This is a genomic window from Streptomyces viridochromogenes, assembly GCF_001270495.1.
GTDB lineage: Bacteria > Actinomycetota > Actinomycetes > Streptomycetales > Streptomycetaceae > Streptomyces > Streptomyces viridochromogenes_A.
Genome location: NZ_LGUR01000036.1, coordinates 1 through 16,566 on the forward strand (window position 1 = coordinate 1; position 16,566 = coordinate 16,566).

12 protein-coding genes and 2 pseudogenes are annotated in these 16,566 nt (G+C 71.2%); 7 read left to right on the plus strand and 7 right to left on the minus strand.

Annotated elements, in window-relative coordinates:
* Window positions 1-119: 119 nt before the first annotated feature.
* Both ADK36_RS49970 and ADK36_RS49975 read left to right on the plus strand, forming a co-directional pair.
* Window positions 120-668 carry a protein kinase domain-containing protein gene (locus ADK36_RS49970; RefSeq protein WP_234329690.1) on the plus strand — a complete coding sequence of 183 codons (549 nt, stop codon included), beginning with the start codon at window positions 120-122 and terminating at the stop codon, window positions 666-668.
* Window positions 669-1,545: 877 nt separating this feature from the next.
* Entirely contained in the window at window positions 1,546-1,830 is a 285-nt protein-coding gene (locus ADK36_RS49975; RefSeq protein ID WP_053084662.1) for a hypothetical protein, read from the plus strand.
* 312 nt (window positions 1,831-2,142) lie between these two features.
* Here ADK36_RS49975 and ADK36_RS48695 read toward each other — a convergent pair whose 3' ends face one another.
* Window positions 2,143-2,361 (minus strand): hypothetical protein, encoded by a 219-nt coding sequence (locus tag ADK36_RS48695; protein ID WP_159391086.1) that lies wholly within the window; start codon window positions 2,359-2,361, stop codon window positions 2,143-2,145.
* A gap of 213 nt (window positions 2,362-2,574) precedes the next feature.
* On the opposite strand from ADK36_RS48695, the gene ADK36_RS06010 reads away from it, so the two are divergent.
* A complete protein-coding gene (locus tag ADK36_RS06010) occupies window positions 2,575-3,876 on the plus strand; it encodes a HEPN domain-containing protein (protein WP_159391087.1) in 1,302 nt (433 codons plus the stop codon).
* 385 nt (window positions 3,877-4,261) lie between these two features.
* On the opposite strand, the pseudogene ADK36_RS45885 reads toward ADK36_RS06010, so the two are convergent.
* Window positions 4,262-4,390, minus strand: a pseudogene (locus ADK36_RS45885) (undecaprenyl-diphosphatase); the annotation flags it as partial.
* Between the two features lie 723 nt (window positions 4,391-5,113).
* Between ADK36_RS45885 and ADK36_RS06020 the strand changes: the two are divergent.
* Together ADK36_RS06020 and ADK36_RS06030 are read left to right on the plus strand one after the other, a co-directional pair.
* Window positions 5,114-5,725 carry a hypothetical protein gene (locus ADK36_RS06020; RefSeq protein WP_053196625.1) on the plus strand — a complete coding sequence of 204 codons (612 nt, stop codon included), beginning with the start codon at window positions 5,114-5,116 and terminating at the stop codon, window positions 5,723-5,725.
* A gap of 404 nt (window positions 5,726-6,129) precedes the next feature.
* Window positions 6,130-7,146: pseudogene (locus tag ADK36_RS06030) on the plus strand (phospholipase domain-containing protein); the annotation flags it as partial.
* 6 nt (window positions 7,147-7,152) lie between these two features.
* Here ADK36_RS06030 and ADK36_RS06035 read toward each other — a convergent pair.
* The gene (locus ADK36_RS06035; RefSeq protein ID WP_048580944.1) at window positions 7,153-8,133 is read right to left on the minus strand and encodes a DMT family transporter; all 981 of its coding nucleotides are present in this window, start codon (window positions 8,131-8,133) and stop codon (window positions 7,153-7,155) included.
* On the minus strand, window positions 8,130-8,936 hold the full coding sequence (locus ADK36_RS06040) for a phosphatase PAP2 family protein (RefSeq protein ID WP_053196630.1): 807 nt from the start codon (window positions 8,934-8,936) through the stop codon (window positions 8,130-8,132). The genes ADK36_RS06035 and ADK36_RS06040 overlap by 4 nt, the downstream gene beginning before the upstream one ends.
* Before the next feature lie 215 nt (window positions 8,937-9,151).
* Between ADK36_RS06040 and ADK36_RS06045 the strand changes: the two genes are divergently transcribed.
* On the plus strand, window positions 9,152-9,766 hold the full coding sequence (locus tag ADK36_RS06045; protein WP_048580942.1) for a TetR/AcrR family transcriptional regulator: 615 nt from the start codon (window positions 9,152-9,154) through the stop codon (window positions 9,764-9,766).
* A 162-nt stretch (window positions 9,767-9,928) separates the two neighbouring features.
* Here the strand turns inward: ADK36_RS06045 and ADK36_RS06050 are convergent, their stop codons facing one another.
* From ADK36_RS06050 to ADK36_RS06060, 3 genes are all read right to left on the minus strand, one after another.
* Window positions 9,929-10,966 (minus strand): DUF2510 domain-containing protein, encoded by a 1,038-nt coding sequence (locus tag ADK36_RS06050; RefSeq protein ID WP_053196632.1) that lies wholly within the window; start codon window positions 10,964-10,966, stop codon window positions 9,929-9,931.
* Between the two features lie 226 nt (window positions 10,967-11,192).
* On the minus strand, window positions 11,193-12,347 hold the full coding sequence (locus ADK36_RS06055) for an anhydro-N-acetylmuramic acid kinase (RefSeq protein WP_048580940.1): 1,155 nt from the start codon (window positions 12,345-12,347) through the stop codon (window positions 11,193-11,195).
* 18 nt (window positions 12,348-12,365) lie between these two features.
* Window positions 12,366-13,658 (minus strand): MFS transporter, encoded by a 1,293-nt coding sequence (locus ADK36_RS06060; RefSeq protein ID WP_053196634.1) that lies wholly within the window; start codon window positions 13,656-13,658, stop codon window positions 12,366-12,368.
* Window positions 13,659-13,873: 215 nt separating this feature from the next.
* Between ADK36_RS06060 and ADK36_RS06065 the strand changes: the two genes are divergently transcribed.
* A complete protein-coding gene (locus ADK36_RS06065; protein ID WP_048580938.1) occupies window positions 13,874-16,555 on the plus strand; it encodes an ATP-binding protein in 2,682 nt (893 codons plus the stop codon).
* The last annotated feature ends 11 nt before the right edge of the window (window positions 16,556-16,566 follow it).

Below are 16,566 nucleotides of genomic sequence, written 5' to 3' on the forward strand. Positions count from 1 at the left end.
CTCGGCATCGCCCGCCTGCACAACCTTGCCCTCGCCGGGTGACGGGGAAACGCACAGGTCATCCAGCATGCCGGAGATCATTTACGGGACAACCCTTAGGGTTCACATCTCATCCACAATTGCTCTCGGCGGGGGTCTTGTTCGTGTCGCGGATTGCTGCTCGTCGTGCTTCGGACCCGGCCCGGATCGGGCGTTTCCGGGTGGTCGGGGTGCTGGGCGCGGGCGGGATGGGCACGGTGTACGCCGCGGTGGGGGAGCGGGGCGAGCAGGTGGTGGTGACGGCTGTGCACGCGGGGCAGGCGGCGGATGACCAGTTCCGGGCCCGGTTCCGGCGCGAGGTCACGGTGCTGCGGCGGGTTTCGGGGCCGTGCCTGGTGCCGTTGCTGGAGGCCGATCCCGAAGCGGACATCCCGTGGCTGGCGACTGCCTATGTACCCGGCTTGACGCTCGGCGATCACACGGCGGTGCACGGGCCGCTGGCCGGGATTCAGCTGCATATGTTCGCCGCGGGTACGGCTGGGGCGCTCGCGGCGGTGCACGCCGCCGGGGTGGTCCACCGCGACCTCAAGCCCGCGAACGTGATCTGGCCCCGGACGGGCCGCGGGTGCTGGACTTCGGCATCGCCCACGTCGTCGACGGTACTGCGGTCACCCGCACCGGCATGCTGACCGGGACTCCGGGCTGGCTGAGCCCCGAGTACTACCGGGACGGCACTACCGGGCCGCCCGGGGACGTTTTCGCCTGGGGTGCTCTGCTGCTTTCGCGGCCACCGGCCGTCACCCTTTCGGCACCGGCAACGCCGAGGCCGTCGCGTTCCGCGTCCTCAGCGCCGAGCCGGACCTCGCCGGCGTCCCCGATGACTTGCTCAGTCTGGTGACGGCGTGTCTCGCCAAAGACCCGGGCTACCGGCCGTCGTCCGCCGTCGTGGCACAGAAGACTGGCGAACTGCTCGACGTGTAGGCGACCCAGGTCATCGGAGATGTCCACGACCGGCCGACCGAGGTCCCGAACCTGATCGCCGAGCAGTGGCACCCTCCGACCGTGGAAGGCCCTGCCTGGCCCGCTCCCGACATACGCCGTCCCGGCAGGCGCGCCTGGCTCATCGTGGCCGCGGCTGCCGTGTTTGCCTCGGCCGCGGCGGGCACCTGGTTCGTTCTGGCGTCGGGCCACGCCCCAGCGCGCGGCACCCACTCCCCACAGGCAACTGCGGCCCGTTCCACGCCTGCCGCCGAACCGGCAGCGACCACGTCACGCCTCGCTCGTTCAGCCACCAGCGAGTCACAGACCCCGACCGCTGTGGCCTCGTCCGCGTCGGCGCAGACCCAGGTGGTCACCCTCAGTCCCTGGTCACCGGGCGGTACTCCGGCAACCGGTATCACCATCATGAACCGGGCCAGCGGCTCCTGCTCCGGGGCTGCCGAGTCCACCATGCGCACAGAGGCCTGGCGCTGTACCGCTGGCGACCGGATCCTCGACCCGTGTTTCTCCCCGGACTCCAACCCTGCAGCCACCAGAGCCCTGTGCTTGGACGGAGCCCCCGACCGCATGGTCGAGCTGTCTGTCGCCGAGAGCTTTCCCGGTAACAACAACCACATGCCGGGCGGACCCGACGTCGAGCCGATCGTCCTTGTCCTGGCCAACGGCGCCCGCTGCTCGTTCGCCGGTGGCGGCACCGCGATGCTGGCAGGACAGCGCCTGAACTACGGCTGCGACAACGGCGGCTACCTGTACGGCTACCCGAACAAGACAGCCACGCTGTGGACCATCTCCTACGCAGCCCCCGGCAGCGGAGCCAGCGTCTCCACGCCGATCACCACGGTCTACCAGTAGCCCGCCGACGGCCACGCCGCTGAAGCGGCGAGTGGTGGCGTTTGGCCCGCGATCAACGCCGCAATGCGGCCCGAATATCCAAGCTCAGCAGGTGGCGGAAGCGCCAGCCGGGCTCGTCCAGAAGAGTCGCAGCGAAGTACGAACGGCGTCCCTGTGGCGTCCCGGTCGTGTCTCCTGAGAGACGCCACCCGGCATCCCTGCACAGGTGAGTCCTTCGAAGGCTCTGCCTGCGGCGCCAGTGCGGCACTGCCGGGGCGCGCACGAGACACAGCGAGGACGCACGCAGAACTCCAAGAGGTACACCGGCATCAGTCAGCGTCCTATCGGTGTCCCCGCCGAGTCTCGTTCGTGTACTGATGAGTCACCTCGGCGCGCTTCCTTGGTCACATGGTTCCGCTCGTTCTCCTCACGCCGCTGGGTCTTCAGCGCCCTCCTGGCCGCGACCTCCCGCATCTGCTTCGCCCGCACCCGCCGCACGTGGTGGGCGTCGTCGTCCAGGACGACACCGTCGGCGAGCGCCGCCTCAGTCAACGCTGCGACGTACGAGTCACGTGGTAGTCAGCTGCTGCTCGAACGATGGTCGGTTGCTACAGGTTCCGCCGCTGGAAAACTGGTGCCCCGATGCGACAGGGGCCGCTAGTTTCAATCCGTATGAGCAAGCATCTCTCCCTGCGTGAGGCCGTGTTGTCGTGGCTTGAGTACGCGGGCGGTCTGTCCCCAACACCCCAGTCCATCGTGGTACTGATGCTCCAGCCCCACTGGGAGGACGTGGTGAGTGAGGTGGCCGCCGCGGCGCCTAGGGAAGAGCACCCCGACCTCTACACAAGGGTCGACGGAGACTGGGCCCCAAACCCCCTGACGCTGCTGGAGGAGTCGGGCCTGTCTGCGGCGGCACGTCTGATTGCCCAGGGCGCACCGGTCCCTGTCTCCGAGGTCGCGGACAGCTTCGTCACCTTCTGCACAGGCCCGGCACCGATCACTGAGCAATGGCTGCTCCTCAACGGCACCTTCCCCCAGGGAACACGGATTCCGCTCGGGCGGCACACCCTTCAGACCTTCACCGCGGACGAGCTTCGTCAGACGGTCCCGATGCCGGCGCTGAGCAGCTTGGAGCCCTGGAGCCGCGATCTCGACCTGATCACCGGCGCACCCTTCCTCCATGCTCCCGATCCCGGCCGCACGGTCACCCGCCGTCCGACCTGGTTCGACTTCACCGGCCCGCGTGCGGAAGCCCAGCACTGGCAAGCCCTTCTTCCGTTGATGCTGTGGGACAGCGAACTGCTCCGGGTGGACTCGGTCTTCACCGTCGCGCGCGGACGCCGCTTCGATCTGAACCCCAGAAATGTGCCGACGACTATCCGGGTCTATGAAGGGCGGCACGGGAGAGAAGAGGAGGTCGAGGTCCGCGACACCGGCGAATTCCATGTCCCGGCCGCATGTCTACCGGCCCTGGCTGACTTCTGCGCCGCGATCTCGGCGAAGATCGACGCGGTCATGGCAGGCGCTACCCACGACCGGAAAATCGTCAACCGGCGAGCCAGGCGCCTCGAACGCGCCGCCCGGCACCTCCTGGCCGCCTACCAGCGCACCTACAACGACGACGGTGTATGGGACGTGGAGGCGGACGAACTGCATCTCGACTACGTCATCGCCCTGGAAGCCCTGCTGATCAGCCCCAACGACAAACGCGAAGGCATCGCCGACAACATCCGCTCCCGCGCGGCCGCACTGTTTCTCGCCCCTGACCACCAAGAAGAGGCCACGGAGATCGTCCGACGTGCCTACAAGGCTCGATCCGCTTACGTGCACGGTGACGTGATCAAAGACCAGATAGGGCAGGAGCAGCTGCGAACCCTCCGGCTCCTCACACTGCAGGTCATCCTGCGCTGGCTCATCCTGACCCCTTCCGACACCGAGGACCTGGCGCCCCTGCTCGATGCTGCCGCCCAGGACACAGTCCGCGAAAACCACATCAGCCAGCCCCTGCGCGCCTTCTTCACCACTACCCCGCCACGCAACCGGCCCGCCGACGTCACCGCCACATGACCCCTGGGGGAAGCCGCCATAACGGTGTACGAGGCACAGGTCCGCACGGTGAGACAGTCGAGGTGACGCACACGTGGGAGGACATGGAAGCGCGCCTCGGCCGGCTCATCCTCACGGGCGCCGCGCTGGACGACCTCACCGGGTGCTGCCTGGGACACTGTGGACGAGCGGCTGCGTTTCCGCGTGGCGAGGGTCGCGGACTTGGCCGGACATGATCCTCAGCTGACCCGCTCTACCCTCTGCGCGGAAGGGTCCGCACGGACGTGCGGGCCCTTCCGCGTCATCCCCTGGGAGATGAGTGGGAGACAAGTGGGAGATGATCATGGCGTGGTGCTGCAATCAGGCGCTAGGAAATGTTAGATAGCGCTGTCTGTGCGGCCCTGGTTCAGCCCCCGGATTCGGCCGCGTGAGGAGACAGCACACCCGCGCTGACCAGCACAATGATGACGATGCCGAGGGCGATGCGGTACCAGACGAACGGCATGAAGCTCTTGGTCGAGATGAACTTCATGAACCGGTTCATACGTCGAGGTCATGAGCCGCTTTGGCCAGCGTGGGTGCTCCCTGCCCCCGCTCCGACTCCGCAGGCTACCCCGCGTGGGGTGCGCGGGACCACGGGAGGGTCTTCTGGTAGGTGTGAAGCGCGGCGTACAGCTCGGCTGCCTCACGGTGCTTCGCGAGAAGGTCGGCGGGGAACGGGTGCCGACCCCTGCGGACGCAATCCCGGCAAGCCCCGGCGGCCCGGCACCTCCACGGTGGTCTCCCGGACGGCCTCCACCACCTCGATGCGAGTCATCGCGGCCCGCCGCGCGGCCTTGACCTCCTCGGCCAAGACCTCCGCGGGGTGCATGACCCACTTCGCCTCGATACTCGCGGCCCGCGCCAGCTCCTCCGCCGGAAGCGCCAGCCGGACCCTTCCAGGAGAGGCGTAGCGAAGTACGAACGGCGTCCCTGTGGTGTCCCGGTCGTGTCTCCTGGGAGGCGCCACCCGGTACCCCTGCACAGGTGAGTCCTCCGAAGGCTTTGGGTGCGACGCCAGTGCGGCACTGCCAGGACGCGCAGGAGACACCGTGAGGGCGTGCGCAGAACTCCAAGAGGTACACCTGCATCAGCCGGTGTCCTATGTGTTCCCAGTGGCGTCCCCTGCGTGTCCCGATGGGCCACCTCGGCGCGCTTCCTTGGCCAGCCGGTTCCGCTCGTTCTCCTCACGTCCGGGGAGAGGAGCTGCCGCAAGCGGATGGCCGCGCTGGCCTGCGTCTACGACCCCGCCCCGGCGTCCCGGCGCCCGCACGATGTGATCGCCGTGCCCGGTGGCCGGACCGGCGGCCGTGCGTTGCGCAAGGGACCGCGTGCCCGGGCCAAATGGCTGACCGCTTCGGTCGACCATGACGCCGCCACGGTGATCGCCGCCGCGTTCGACCAGGCCGAGGCCCGCGACCCCGCCCACCGGCGGTGCGGGGTGGTGCTGGTGGACGGCGACCGCCACCAGATTGAACTGGCCGAGGCCGCTCGCCGGAAGGTGACGATCCATCTGATCGTGGATCTGATCCACGTGATCGAGTATCTCTGGAAGGCGTCCCGGTGCTTGCACGCCAAAGACGATCCGGCCGCCGAAGACTGGGTTGCCGAGCATGCGCTGGCCCTCCTGCACGGCCGTTGTGCCGAGGCGGCCGCCAGCATCGCGCGGCAGGCCGACGACTTGGGGCTGACGACCGAGCGGCGCGGGGGCGTCGAGGAGTGCGTGCGCTACCTCGCGACCAAGGAGGCCCTACCTGGGGCTACGCGCAGGCCCTGGAGCAGGGCTGGCCGATCGCGACCGGGGTGGCGGAGGGCGCCTGCCGCCACTTGATCGCGGACCGCTTCGACATCACAGGATCCCGGTGGAGCGTCGAGGGTGCCGAAGCCCTCCTCGTGCTCCGCGCCGTGATCGTCAACGGAGACTTCGAAGAATACTGGCTCCACCACATCGAACAAGAACATCTCCGCACTCGGCAGGCCCGCCACCAGGACGGATACGCCCTTACCGCTTGACCGAGCAGGTCACTACGAAAGAGCCGCACCCACCGGGGTTTCGTGTTTCTACGTCACGACGACGTCACCCCCCGACCGGCGCGGCAGTGCGCACAGCGCTGGTCGCACTGTGGTCGCATACGCGCGTGAAGTGGGGTGTTGTCGGGTGTAGTCGGGTGCAGTATCCGTGCAGGTCAGACCCGGTTTCCCGGGTTACGCTGCTGGTGGCGAAACCGCGTGTCTGAAAACGACGGCTTCTTCGACCACGTGGTGCCGCCGCTCCCGCCGAAGGACGCCTCCCGCGGCAAGTCCACCGTCGACGTCTCGCTCGACCTCTACAAGGGCGACAGCAACCGCCCGGCCGGCCCCTACGGCCTCGGTCCGCGGGTCCCGATGCTGGTCGTCTCACCGTGGAGCAAGGGCGGCTACGTCAACTCCGAGACCCTCGACCACACCTCGATCCTGCGGTTCATGGAGCGCCGCTTCGGCGTCGAGGAGACGAACATCTCGCCTTGGCGCCGGGCCATCTGCGGCGACCTGACCTCGGCCTTCGACTTCTCCCGCAAGGACAGCCGCCCGGCCGCGCTGCCGGGGACGGACGAGTACGAGCCGCAGGACCGCGAGCGGCACCCCGACTACAAGCCGACCCCGCCGGCCGACCCGGACATGCCCCGGCAGGAGCGTGGCCTGCGCCCGACCCGGCCGCTGAGGTACGCCCCGTACGTGGACGGCTCCGTCGACGCCGCGGCCGGCAAGTTCACGCTCGCCTTCGCCTCCGGCGCCAAGGCCGGTGCCGCCTTCCATGTCACGTCCGGCAACCGCACCGACGGCCCCTGGACGTACACCACCGAGGCCGGCAAGAGCATCGCGGACACCTGGAACTCGGCGTACTCGAACGGCTCGTACGACCTGACCGTGCACGGCCCGGCCGGCTTCGTGCGCTGGTTCAAGGGCTCGAACAAGGCGGCCGGCCCCGAGGTCACCGCCCGGCACACCGGTAACGACATCGAGCTGACCTTCACCAACAAGGGACCGGCGAGCGTTCGTCTGAAGATCGGCAACGGGTACGGCGGTCGCGCCACGACGGTGACCGTGCGGCCCGGCGCCACCGTCTGCCGCACGGTCGACCTCGCGGGGAGCCGGCGCTGGTACGACCTGACCGTCACCGCGGACGCCGACCCGGCGTTCCTGCGGCGGTTCGCCGGGCACGTCGAGAACGGGCGGCCGGGTGTGAGCGACCCCGCGATCATCACGGAGTAGCCGGGTTCAGAGCGGTGTGAGGTGCCCCGGCCGCGGTTGCCGGGGCATCAACGCCGGCTCCTGTGCCGCCGACTCGGGCTCCAGGGCCAGTACGGCGGCCACCGGGTGCTCGTCGTCGGTCCCGTGGGAGCGCGTGACATCCGGGGCCGGGGCGTGCGTGACGGCGGGCTCGGGCGTCGCCCGGCTGAGCAGCACCACGCCCCAGGACGCCAGCCCCGCCCCGGCCAGCGCGAGCAGGATGCCTGCCGCGCCGCCCTGCAACCGCTCGCCGAGCAGGACGAGCCCGATCACCGCGGCCGCCAGCGGGTTGGCCAGCGTCACCACTGCCAGCGGGGCGCCCAGGCCACCCCGGTAGGCGGTCTGCGACAGCAGCAGTCCGCTCGCCGCGAGGGCCGCGACCAGCAGCGCCACGCCGGCCACCTGGAGGCTGAGCAGCGGGGCGGAGTGGTCCGTCACGGCCACCGTCACGGTCTGCGTGAGCGCCGAGCCGACCCCGGAGGCGAAGCCGGACGCGGTCGCGTGCCGCAGTCCCGGCCGGGCGCCCGGCCGGGACAGCATGCCGATCAGCGTCACCGTCACCGCCGCCACCGCCAGGGCCTCGGACGTGCTCAGTACCTCGTCGGGCGCGTGCCCGGACGCCGTGACGAGGATCGCGGCCAGGCCGACGAGCGTCAGCGCGGTACCGCGCCACTCGACCGCGCTGACCCGCCGCCCCGCGATGCGCGCACCCAGCGGCACCGCGACCACGAGGGTGAGCGCACCGAGGGGCTGCACCACGGTCAGCGGACCGTACTTCAGGGCCACCACGTGCAGCAGGGCGCCGGAGCCGTTGAGGAGGACCGATCCCCACCAGGCGCCGGAGCCCACCAGCTGGAGCAGTCCCGACCCGGCTGCGCGGGAGGCCAGTCGCTCCTGGGCGACGGCCGCGGCGGCGTAGGCGGCGGCGGAGAACAGAGACAGGACGACGGCGAGAAGGGTGGCGTTCATCGGCCCGCTCCCACGAGTACGGATTCCTCGTCCCGGGCTGCCGGCACGAGCTTGTCGGCGCCGCGTCCGGCCGTGGTCGCCGTGTGCTGCGGCAGGTTGATCACCGAGAGCGCGACGCCGAGCATGGCCGTCGCCACGATCGCGTCGAGCCAGTAGTGGTTGGCCGTGCCGAGAATGACCAGCAGGGTCAGCAGCGGGTGGAGCAGCCACAGCCACCGCCACCTGGACCGGGTCGCCATGATCAGGCCGATCGCCACCATCAGGGCCCAGCCGAAGTGCAGCGAGGGCATCGCCGCGAACTGGTTCGAGAGGTGGTCGGTCTCGGGTGGGCCGTACACGGAGGGGCCGTAGACCTGACCGGTGTCGATCAGGCCGGTCGCGGCGAGCATCCGCGGCGGGGCCAGCGGGAACGCCAGATGCACCACCAGGGCGGCGGCGGTGACCACGGCGAGAACGCGGCGGGCCCAGACGTAGTGGGCGGGGCGGCGCAGATACAGCCAGATCAGGAAGGCCGCGGTGGCCGGGAAGTGGACGGTCGCGTAGTAGATGTTCGCGACGTGTATGAGCGTGTCGCCGTGCAGCAGGAGATGTTGCACCGAGCCCTCGCCGGGCAGATGGACGGCTCGTTCCAGGTCCCATACGCGGTCGGCGTTGCGAAACGCCTCGCCGGTGTGGCCCGTGGCGAGCTGCCGGCCGAACTTGTAGACGAGGAAGAGTCCTACGACGAGCAGGAGCTCCCGGACGAGCGGAGGCCGCGCTATCGCGTCGGTATCCGCCTGGGCAGGCTCGGTGCGGCCATTCATTCCCCCGGACCTTTCGCTGAACGGGTGGGTGGTGCGAACCAATCGATACGGCAGCGTACCGAAACGTCTCTGTACCGAAACGCCTCTGTACCGATACGACACTGTACCGATACGGAAGCGTTCCGGTACAGTGACGTATCGATAGACGTGCGACACACTGGAAGCGCGGTCTCGGACAACGCGAGGCCGCCACACCCGAGTGAGGAGAAGAGCCGATGACGTCGCAGGCTGCGGACGGACCGGAAACGGTCGTCGCCTCGCGCCGCTCCAAGATCACGCCCCAGCGTGAGCAGGAGTTCTTCGACGCCGTGCTCGAACAGATCCGCGCCTGCGGCTACGACGCCGTCACCATGGAGGGCGTCGCCAGCAGCACGCGGTGCAGCAAGTCCACGCTGTACCGGCAGTGGAAGACCAAGCCCCAGTTCGTGGCGGCGGCCCTGCGCGCGAGCCGCCTCACCCGCTTCGAGGGCATCGACACCGGCACGCTCTCCGGTGACCTGCGCGAGGCGGCGCGGGCCGCGGGGGCGTGGTCCGGCAAGGACACGCGGCTGTTCCAGGCGCTGGGACACGCCGTGATGGAGGACCCGGAACTCAAGTGCGCTCTGCGTGAGGCGCTCGTCGACCCCGAGATCGAGGCGCTGCGGCAGATTCTTCGGCGTGGCGTCGAGCGCGGGGAGGTCGCCGCCGACCATCCCGCGCTGGAGTACGTCCCCGCCCAGATCTTCGGCGTGCTGCGCGCCCGGCCCGTACTGGAGGGTGAGGACGCCGATCCCGACTACCTCGTCCGCTTCGTGGAGGCCGCCGTGCTGCCGGCACTGGGCCTCACCTGATGCTCAGGCCGCCGTCCACGGGATGACTGGACGGTGACCTGTTCCGCGCCGCACCGTGGGGACGGGGGCGGCGCGCACCCCCGGCCGGGTGGGGTGCCTCTTGAGCGGAGGGGCGCCCCACCCGGCCGCATCACGTCCGGGGTGCGTGGGATCCGGGGTGCGTCAGATGTCCTGGCCGTTGCCGCCGCCCGTGGACACCTTGATGCCCTTGGCGATCTCGTCGAGGACCGACTGCCCCTCGTCGACGTCGACGCCGAGCCGGACCACGACGATCTGCTGCTCACTCGCGGGTGAGGGGAAGGCGAGCGACTCGACGTAGCCGTCGGAGCCCTTGCTCGTCACCGCCTTCCAGCGGACCAGGTAGCCCTTCTGCCCGGCCACGGTGACCGCCTTCGAGGCCAGCACCTCGTGCGAGGTGATCTCGCCGTACCCCTTGCCGTACGACTCCTCGGCGTTCGCCGCGATGTCCGCCTTGGCGACTTCCTCGGCCGTGTCGCCCTTGGTGCGCAGCGCGAGCGCGGGTGCCGAGTAGGCGCCGCCCTTCATGCAGGTCTGGGAGGTGTCGGAGGGGCACTTGTACGTCTTGTCCGACCCGACGTGCGCACCCCAGCTGATCTGCTGGCCGTACCAGCCGTCCGGGATGGGGAGGCTGATCCCGCTCACCGCGTCGGTCACCGAACCGCTGTCCACCTTCGGTGCCTCGGACTGGCCGGGCGCGGGCGACTGCCCGCCGGAACCGCCGTCACCGCCCCCGGAACCGCCGTCACCACCGCCGGAACCGCCGTTGCCGCCGCCGGAGTCGCCGAAGGGGCCGCCCTGGCCCCCACCGGGCCCGCCCTGGCCGCCCTGCCCGCCCGGCCCCTGCTGCTGGGAGTTGGCGCTGCCGCCGCCCGAGCCGTCGTCGGCCGTCAGCGCGTACACGCCGACGCCGATGCTCGCGAGGACCACCGCGGCCACTCCCACGGCTATGCCGGTGCGCAGACCGCGCCGCCCGCCCTGCTGCGGCAGGCCGGGATACCCGGGATGCACCGGATACGCCCCGCCGGCCGCCAACTGCTCCGGAGGACCCCATACGTCGGTCGCCCCCGCGGGCCGGACCTGGTCCGTCCATGCCTTGCCGTCCCACCAGCGCTCGGTGGGCGGACCATCACTTTTCTGCCCCGGGTCGGGGTACCAGCCGGGAGGAGTCACCTGCGTCATGCGCCCACCGTATGAGGTGTCGGTGAAAGTCGGATGAGAGGAACCGGCCCCAGAACCACGGAATCCGGCCCCGCACCCCGCACTTTCGGCCGACCTCACTCCATGACGAGCCGCACCGGACGCCTCTCGGCGGGCGGGGTCGGTGCCTGGGAGTGTGCGGCCGGGGGTCCGGGGTGGTGATGGTGTGGGGCTGTTCGCGGCTTGCTCGCGGCGGTGTTCGGCCGGGTCACTCCAGGACTAGCCGTACCGGACCCTTCTCGGTGGGCGGAGGAAGGCGCAGCCCGTCCCGGCCCGGGGTGAGGGAACCGAGGACGCGTGCGTGGCGGGCGCCGGTGGCCGACGGGGCGGTGCCGGGGAGGCCGTGTGCGGTCAGGAAGCCCAGCACGGCGAAGGCGTACGCCTCCTTCGCCGTGGCCGGCAGCCCCAGCGCGTCGGACGTGCGCAGCGCGACCCCGGCCAGCCGCTGCCCGAGCATCGCCATCAGGACGGGGTTGCGGGTGCCGCCACCCGAGGCGATCACCTCCGTGGCGCCCACCGCGCCCACGGCGTCGGCGACCGTGCTTGCCGTGAGCATGGTCAGCGTGGCGACGACGTCCTCGGCGGGCAGGGTTCCGAACCTGGCCAGCGCGTCCCGCAGATGGCCCAGGTGGAACAGCTCCTTGCCGGTCGTCTTGGGGGCGGGCAGCGCGTAGTACGGCTCCTCCAGCAGCCGCCGCAGCAGCGGTTCATGGACGGTGCCGCGACCGGCCAGCGCCCCGTCCACGTCGTACGCCAGCCGTCCGCCGCTGAACCCCCGGGCCGCCGCGTCGATCAGCGCGCAGCCGGGCCCGGTGTCGAGGGCGGTGCCGTCGGGCGCGGTGAGGTTGGCGATCCCGCCGATGTTGAGGGCGACGGGCGTGCCGGGCCGGCCGCGCAGCCACAGCAGGTCGACCAGGCTGACCAGCGGGGCGCCCTGTCCGCCGACTGTGATGTCGCGTGGCCTGAAGTCGGCCACCACGGGCAGCCCGGTCGTCTCCGCGATCCACGCGGGCTGCCCGAGTTGCAGCGTGCCGTATGCCTTCCCGTCCTCGGCCCAGTGATAGACCGTCTGCCCGTGCGAGGCGACCAACTCGGCCTGTCCGTCGCATAGTTCACGGTCCGCACGGGCGGCCGCCGACGCGAAGGCCCGGCCGATCCGGGTGTCGAGCCGGCACACCTCGGCCATCGAGGTCGTCCCCGGCGGCAGCGCCGCCGCGAGCGCCTCCCGCAGCACCTCGTCGTATCCCTCGCTCACCAGGCCCAGCGGCTTGAGGACCAGGCTGTCGCCGACGAGGCTCAGGTCGGCGGCCGCGGCGTCGATGGCGTCGTACGAGGTGCCCGACATCAGACCGATCACCCGCATCCGATCACCCGCATCCGCTCAACCTGCCTTCTCCTTCGCTTTCCAGGCCGGAGTCGCCGTCAGGGCGAGGACGCTCACCGCGCAGGCCGCGGCCGCGTAATACGCGGGGATGTCCAGGTTCCCGGTCCGTTCGATCGTCTCCGTGATGATGAGCCCGGCACAGCCCGAGAACACCGCATTGGACAGGGCGTAGGCGAGTCCCAGCCCCGTGTAGCGGACGTTCGTCGGGAACAGCTCCGCGAGCATCGCCGGACCCGGCCCCGCCATCAGCCCCACCACGGCACCCGCGCCCCACACCGCCGCACCCTTCACGGTGAGGGAAACGCCCGGGCCCTGGAGAAGGTTGAGCAGCGGCACCGCGAGGACCACGACCAGCACCGCCCCCGTCAGCATCACCGGCCGCCGCCCGACCCGGTCGCTGAGCCACCCCGCCGGCACGATCGTCACCGCGAAACCGAGGTTGGCCAGCACCGTGGCGATCAGCGCCTGCTGGAAGGACGCGCCCAGCGCGGACTGGAGATACGACGGCAGCACGACCAGGAACGTGTACCCGGCCGCCGCCCACCCCATGATCCGCCCGGCGCCCAGCGCGATCGCCCCCGCGACCGCACGCCCCGGTGGCCGCTCGGCCTCCCGCTCCTCCCGGAACGCCGGCGTCTCGTCCAGCCGCAGCCGCAACCACAGGGCGCCCAGCCCCAGCGGCAACGTCAGCAGGAACGGCAACCGCCAGCCCCAGTCGCCCAGTTGCCGCTCCGTGAGCACCGTGGCCAGCAGCGCCGCCGCCCCCGCACCGCCGAGCAGTCCCAGAGCCACGGTGAACGACTGCCACGAACCGTACAGACCGCGCCGCCCGGGTGGCGCGAACTCGGTCATCACCGACACCGCACCCCCGAACTCCCCGCCCGCGGACAGACCTTGCAGCACCCTCAGGAACGTCAGCAGCCACGGGGCGAGGGCGCCGACCGTGTCGTACGTGGGCAGCGCGCCGATCAATGTCGTGGCCCCGGTCATCAGCGTGATCACGAGGATCAGCACCGGACGCCGGCCGACCCGGTCGCCGAGCCGGCCGAACACGGCCGCTCCGACCGGCCGGAAGAAGAACGCCAGCGCGAACGACGCGTACGTCTTCACCAGCGCCTCGACCTCGCTGCCGCCCTCCGGCGTGAAGAAGCGCGCCGCGATGATCGTCGCGAAGTAGCCGTAGACACCGAACTCGTACCACTCGATGAAGTTGCCGACCGAACCCGCGACCAGTGCCTTGCGGGACCGGGCCGGGACCCGGTCGGAGAATTCGGAGACGGTCGACGTCATGTCCGTGCCTCTCTGAGTCGTGAAGGCCGGTCGGGCGGCCGGCTTTTGACTGTGGGTCAGTTTCGCCGGGGCAGGTCGCGGGCCCTTCGCGTCGCCCCGGCACACCCCTTGTCACCCATCACGGCAACAGCTGCCCGGACCCGCCTCCACTTAGGCAATCGGACGGCTACGCTCGAGGTCTGTACGTCGTTCGGGCGACTTGGGGAGGTAGCGGGATGACGGAGGTACGGCCCACACAGGCCGCCTCGGCCTCCCTGTGGGAGCGCGACGAGGAAGTCGCCGCCGTCGAGCGGGTACTCGACACCCTGTGCGCGGACAAGTCCTCCTCGGGCAACCTCCTGGTGCTCCGGGGCGAGGCGGGACTCGGCAAGACCGCCTTACTGGCCGAAACACGCCGCATCGCCGAGGCCCGCGGCTGCCAGGTGTGGTCCGCCCGGGGCAGCGAGACCCTGAGTTCCGTTCCCTTCAACGTCGTACGGCAGCTGCTCCAGCCCGCGCTGCTGTCGCTGATGCCGGAAGAGGCGCGGGAGTACCTCGGCGACTGGTACGACATCGCCGGACCGGCCCTCGGCATCACGGAACCCGGCGAGCGCCAGGCCGACCCGCAAGGTGTGTGCGACGGGCTGGTGGCGGCCGTACGCCGACTGGCCCGGCGCGACTGGCCGCTGGTGCTGCTGATCGACGACGCGCACTGGGCCGACCAGGAGAGCCTGCGCTGGCTCGCCGCCTTCGCCGAACGCCTCGGCGAGCAGAACGTCCTGGTCGTGGTGGCCCGGCGCCCCGGCGAGGTCAGCGGCGACAGCGCCCGCCACCTCGACGCGGTCGCCGCCGCGGGCGGCTCCGTCGCCACCCTGAGCGCCCTCACCCCGGACGCGACCGCCGGCCTCACCCGCGCCACCCTGGGCCCGCACGCCGACGCCCCGTTCTGCCGCGAGGTCTGGGCGGTGACCGGCGGCAACCCGTACGAGACCGTCGAACTCCTCGCCAAGGTGCAGGACAGCGAGTTCGAGCCGACCGAGTCCGCCGCCGGCGAGCTGCGCGCCCTGAACCGCGCGGCGCGCGGCGGCGGCCTGGTCGCCCGCCTTGAGACGCTCGGCATCGAGGCCACCCGGTTCGCCTGGGCGGCCGCGATCCTCGGCACCGGCATCTCGGTCGACCTGGTGGCCGAGCTCGCCACCATGAGCGTGGACGAGGCCGTGCGCTGCGCCGACCTGCTGCGCACCGCCCGCATCCTCACCGAACCCGACCCGGCGGGTGCCCAACCGGACGACGGCGACCTCGAGTTCGTCCACCCGCTGATCGCGACGGCCGTCTACAACTCCATCCCCGACGCCCTGCGCACCGCGATGCACGGCATCGCCGCCCGTGTCGTCACCGACAACGGCCGCGGCGCCGCGGTCGCCGCCCGCCACCTCCTGGAGGTCCACCCGGACAACGACGCGGAACTCGTCGAGCAGTTGCGCGAGGCGGCCCGCGAACACCTCGCCGTGGGCGCCCCCGACGCGGCCCGCCGCTGTCTGGAGCGTGCCCTGCTGGAGCCGCCCCTGCCCGAGGTCCACGCCCGCGTGCTCCACGAACTGGGCGGCGCCACCCTCCTCACCGCGCCCGCCACCACCATCGACCATCTCCAGACCGCCCTCGGCATGCCCGGTCTCGACGGCGACGAACGCGTCGACGCCGTCTACCGCCTCTCCCAGGCCCTGCTCCACAACGACCAGCTGGAGGAGGCCGTCCGCACCGTCGAGGCGGAGGCCGCCCGGCACCAGGCCGGCCCCGCCAGGCTGCGGCTCCAGGCCGTGCAGTTCATGTGGGAGGGCATCCACGCGGGCGAGGCCGCCTCCCCGGGACGCTCCGCACGCCTCGCCGAACTCGCCGGGACCTGCACCGGCCGCGACAACTCCGAGCGTGCCGTGCTCATCCTGCGCGGCTTCGACGTCATGGCCCGCGGCGAGAACGCCGAGGAGGTCGCCGAGCTGTGCGACCGCGCCCTCGTCAACGGCCGCCTCGCCCCCGGACTCGGCTGGACCGACCCGGAGTGGGGCATCGAGCTGCTGATGATGCTCGCCAACTCCTACGCCTTCACCGACCGCCTCGACCGGGCCGAGTCCCTCTACAACGAGGCCCTGCGCGCCTACGAGTCCGCCGGCTGGAGCGGCGGCCACCTCGCCCTGGCCCACGCCTACGTGGGCGTCGGACACCGCAGGCGCGGCCGGCTCCGCGAGGCCGAGGCATCCCTGCGCAAGTCCCTGGCCCTCGCCGAGCGCGTCGGCCGCCGACTGCCCCTGTACTGGTCCGCGACCTGCAACCTCGTCGACACGCTGCTCGCCCGCGGGCACGTCGACGCGGCCTGGGAGATCGCCGAGCAGCACGGCTTCGCCCCGCCCTACCCGTCCACCATCGTGCTACCGGACCCGCGCTCGGTCCGCGGCCGACTCCTCCTCGCCGTCGGCCGCACGAAGGACGGCGTCAACGAACTGGAGGCGGCGGAGAAGGCGGCCGCCGTACGGGGCCACTACAACCCGGTGCTGGTCCCCTGGGCCGTCGACCTGGCCCGCGCCCTCGCGAACGAGGACCCGCCGCGCGCCGCCCGGCTGGCCACCGAAGTCCGCCGGCACGCCGAGCGCCTCGGCACCGACACCGCCATCGGCGAGGCCCTGCGCTGCGCCGCCGCCCTGGAGACCGGCCAGCGCGCGGTACGCCTCGCCGAACAGGCCGTCACCTATCTGGAAGCCTCGCCCTGCCAGTACGAACACGCGGCCGCCCGCGTCGAGTACGGCATCGCCGCCCGCTCGGCCACGGAACTCCAGCGCGGGCTGACGCTGGCGCGGTCATGCGGGGCGGACGGGCTGGTGGCGCAGGCACAGGCGGAGACGGCGTTGCTGTCGGGCGTGGGGTGAGAGCCGGGCAT

Coding starts and splice junctions, on each gene's coding strand:
- ADK36_RS06050 (WP_053196632.1), bottom strand. CDS start 10,966: ATGACGCAGGTGACTCCTCCCGGCTGGTACCCCGACCCGGGGCAGAAA.
- ADK36_RS06010 (WP_159391087.1), top strand. CDS start 2,575: ATGCTCCAGCCCCACTGGGAGGACGTGGTGAGTGAGGTGGCCGCCGCG.
- ADK36_RS06055 (WP_048580940.1), bottom strand. CDS start 12,347: ATGCGGGTGATCGGTCTGATGTCGGGCACCTCGTACGACGCCATCGAC.
- ADK36_RS49975 (WP_053084662.1), top strand. CDS start 1,546: ATGGTCGAGCTGTCTGTCGCCGAGAGCTTTCCCGGTAACAACAACCAC.
- ADK36_RS06065 (WP_048580938.1), top strand. CDS start 13,874: ATGACGGAGGTACGGCCCACACAGGCCGCCTCGGCCTCCCTGTGGGAG.
- ADK36_RS06060 (WP_053196634.1), bottom strand. CDS start 13,658: ATGACGTCGACCGTCTCCGAATTCTCCGACCGGGTCCCGGCCCGGTCC.
- ADK36_RS06040 (WP_053196630.1), bottom strand. CDS start 8,936: ATGAATGGCCGCACCGAGCCTGCCCAGGCGGATACCGACGCGATAGCG.
- ADK36_RS06045 (WP_048580942.1), top strand. CDS start 9,152: ATGACGTCGCAGGCTGCGGACGGACCGGAAACGGTCGTCGCCTCGCGC.
- ADK36_RS06020 (WP_053196625.1), top strand. CDS start 5,114: ATGGCCGCGCTGGCCTGCGTCTACGACCCCGCCCCGGCGTCCCGGCGC.
- ADK36_RS06035 (WP_048580944.1), bottom strand. CDS start 8,133: ATGAACGCCACCCTTCTCGCCGTCGTCCTGTCTCTGTTCTCCGCCGCC.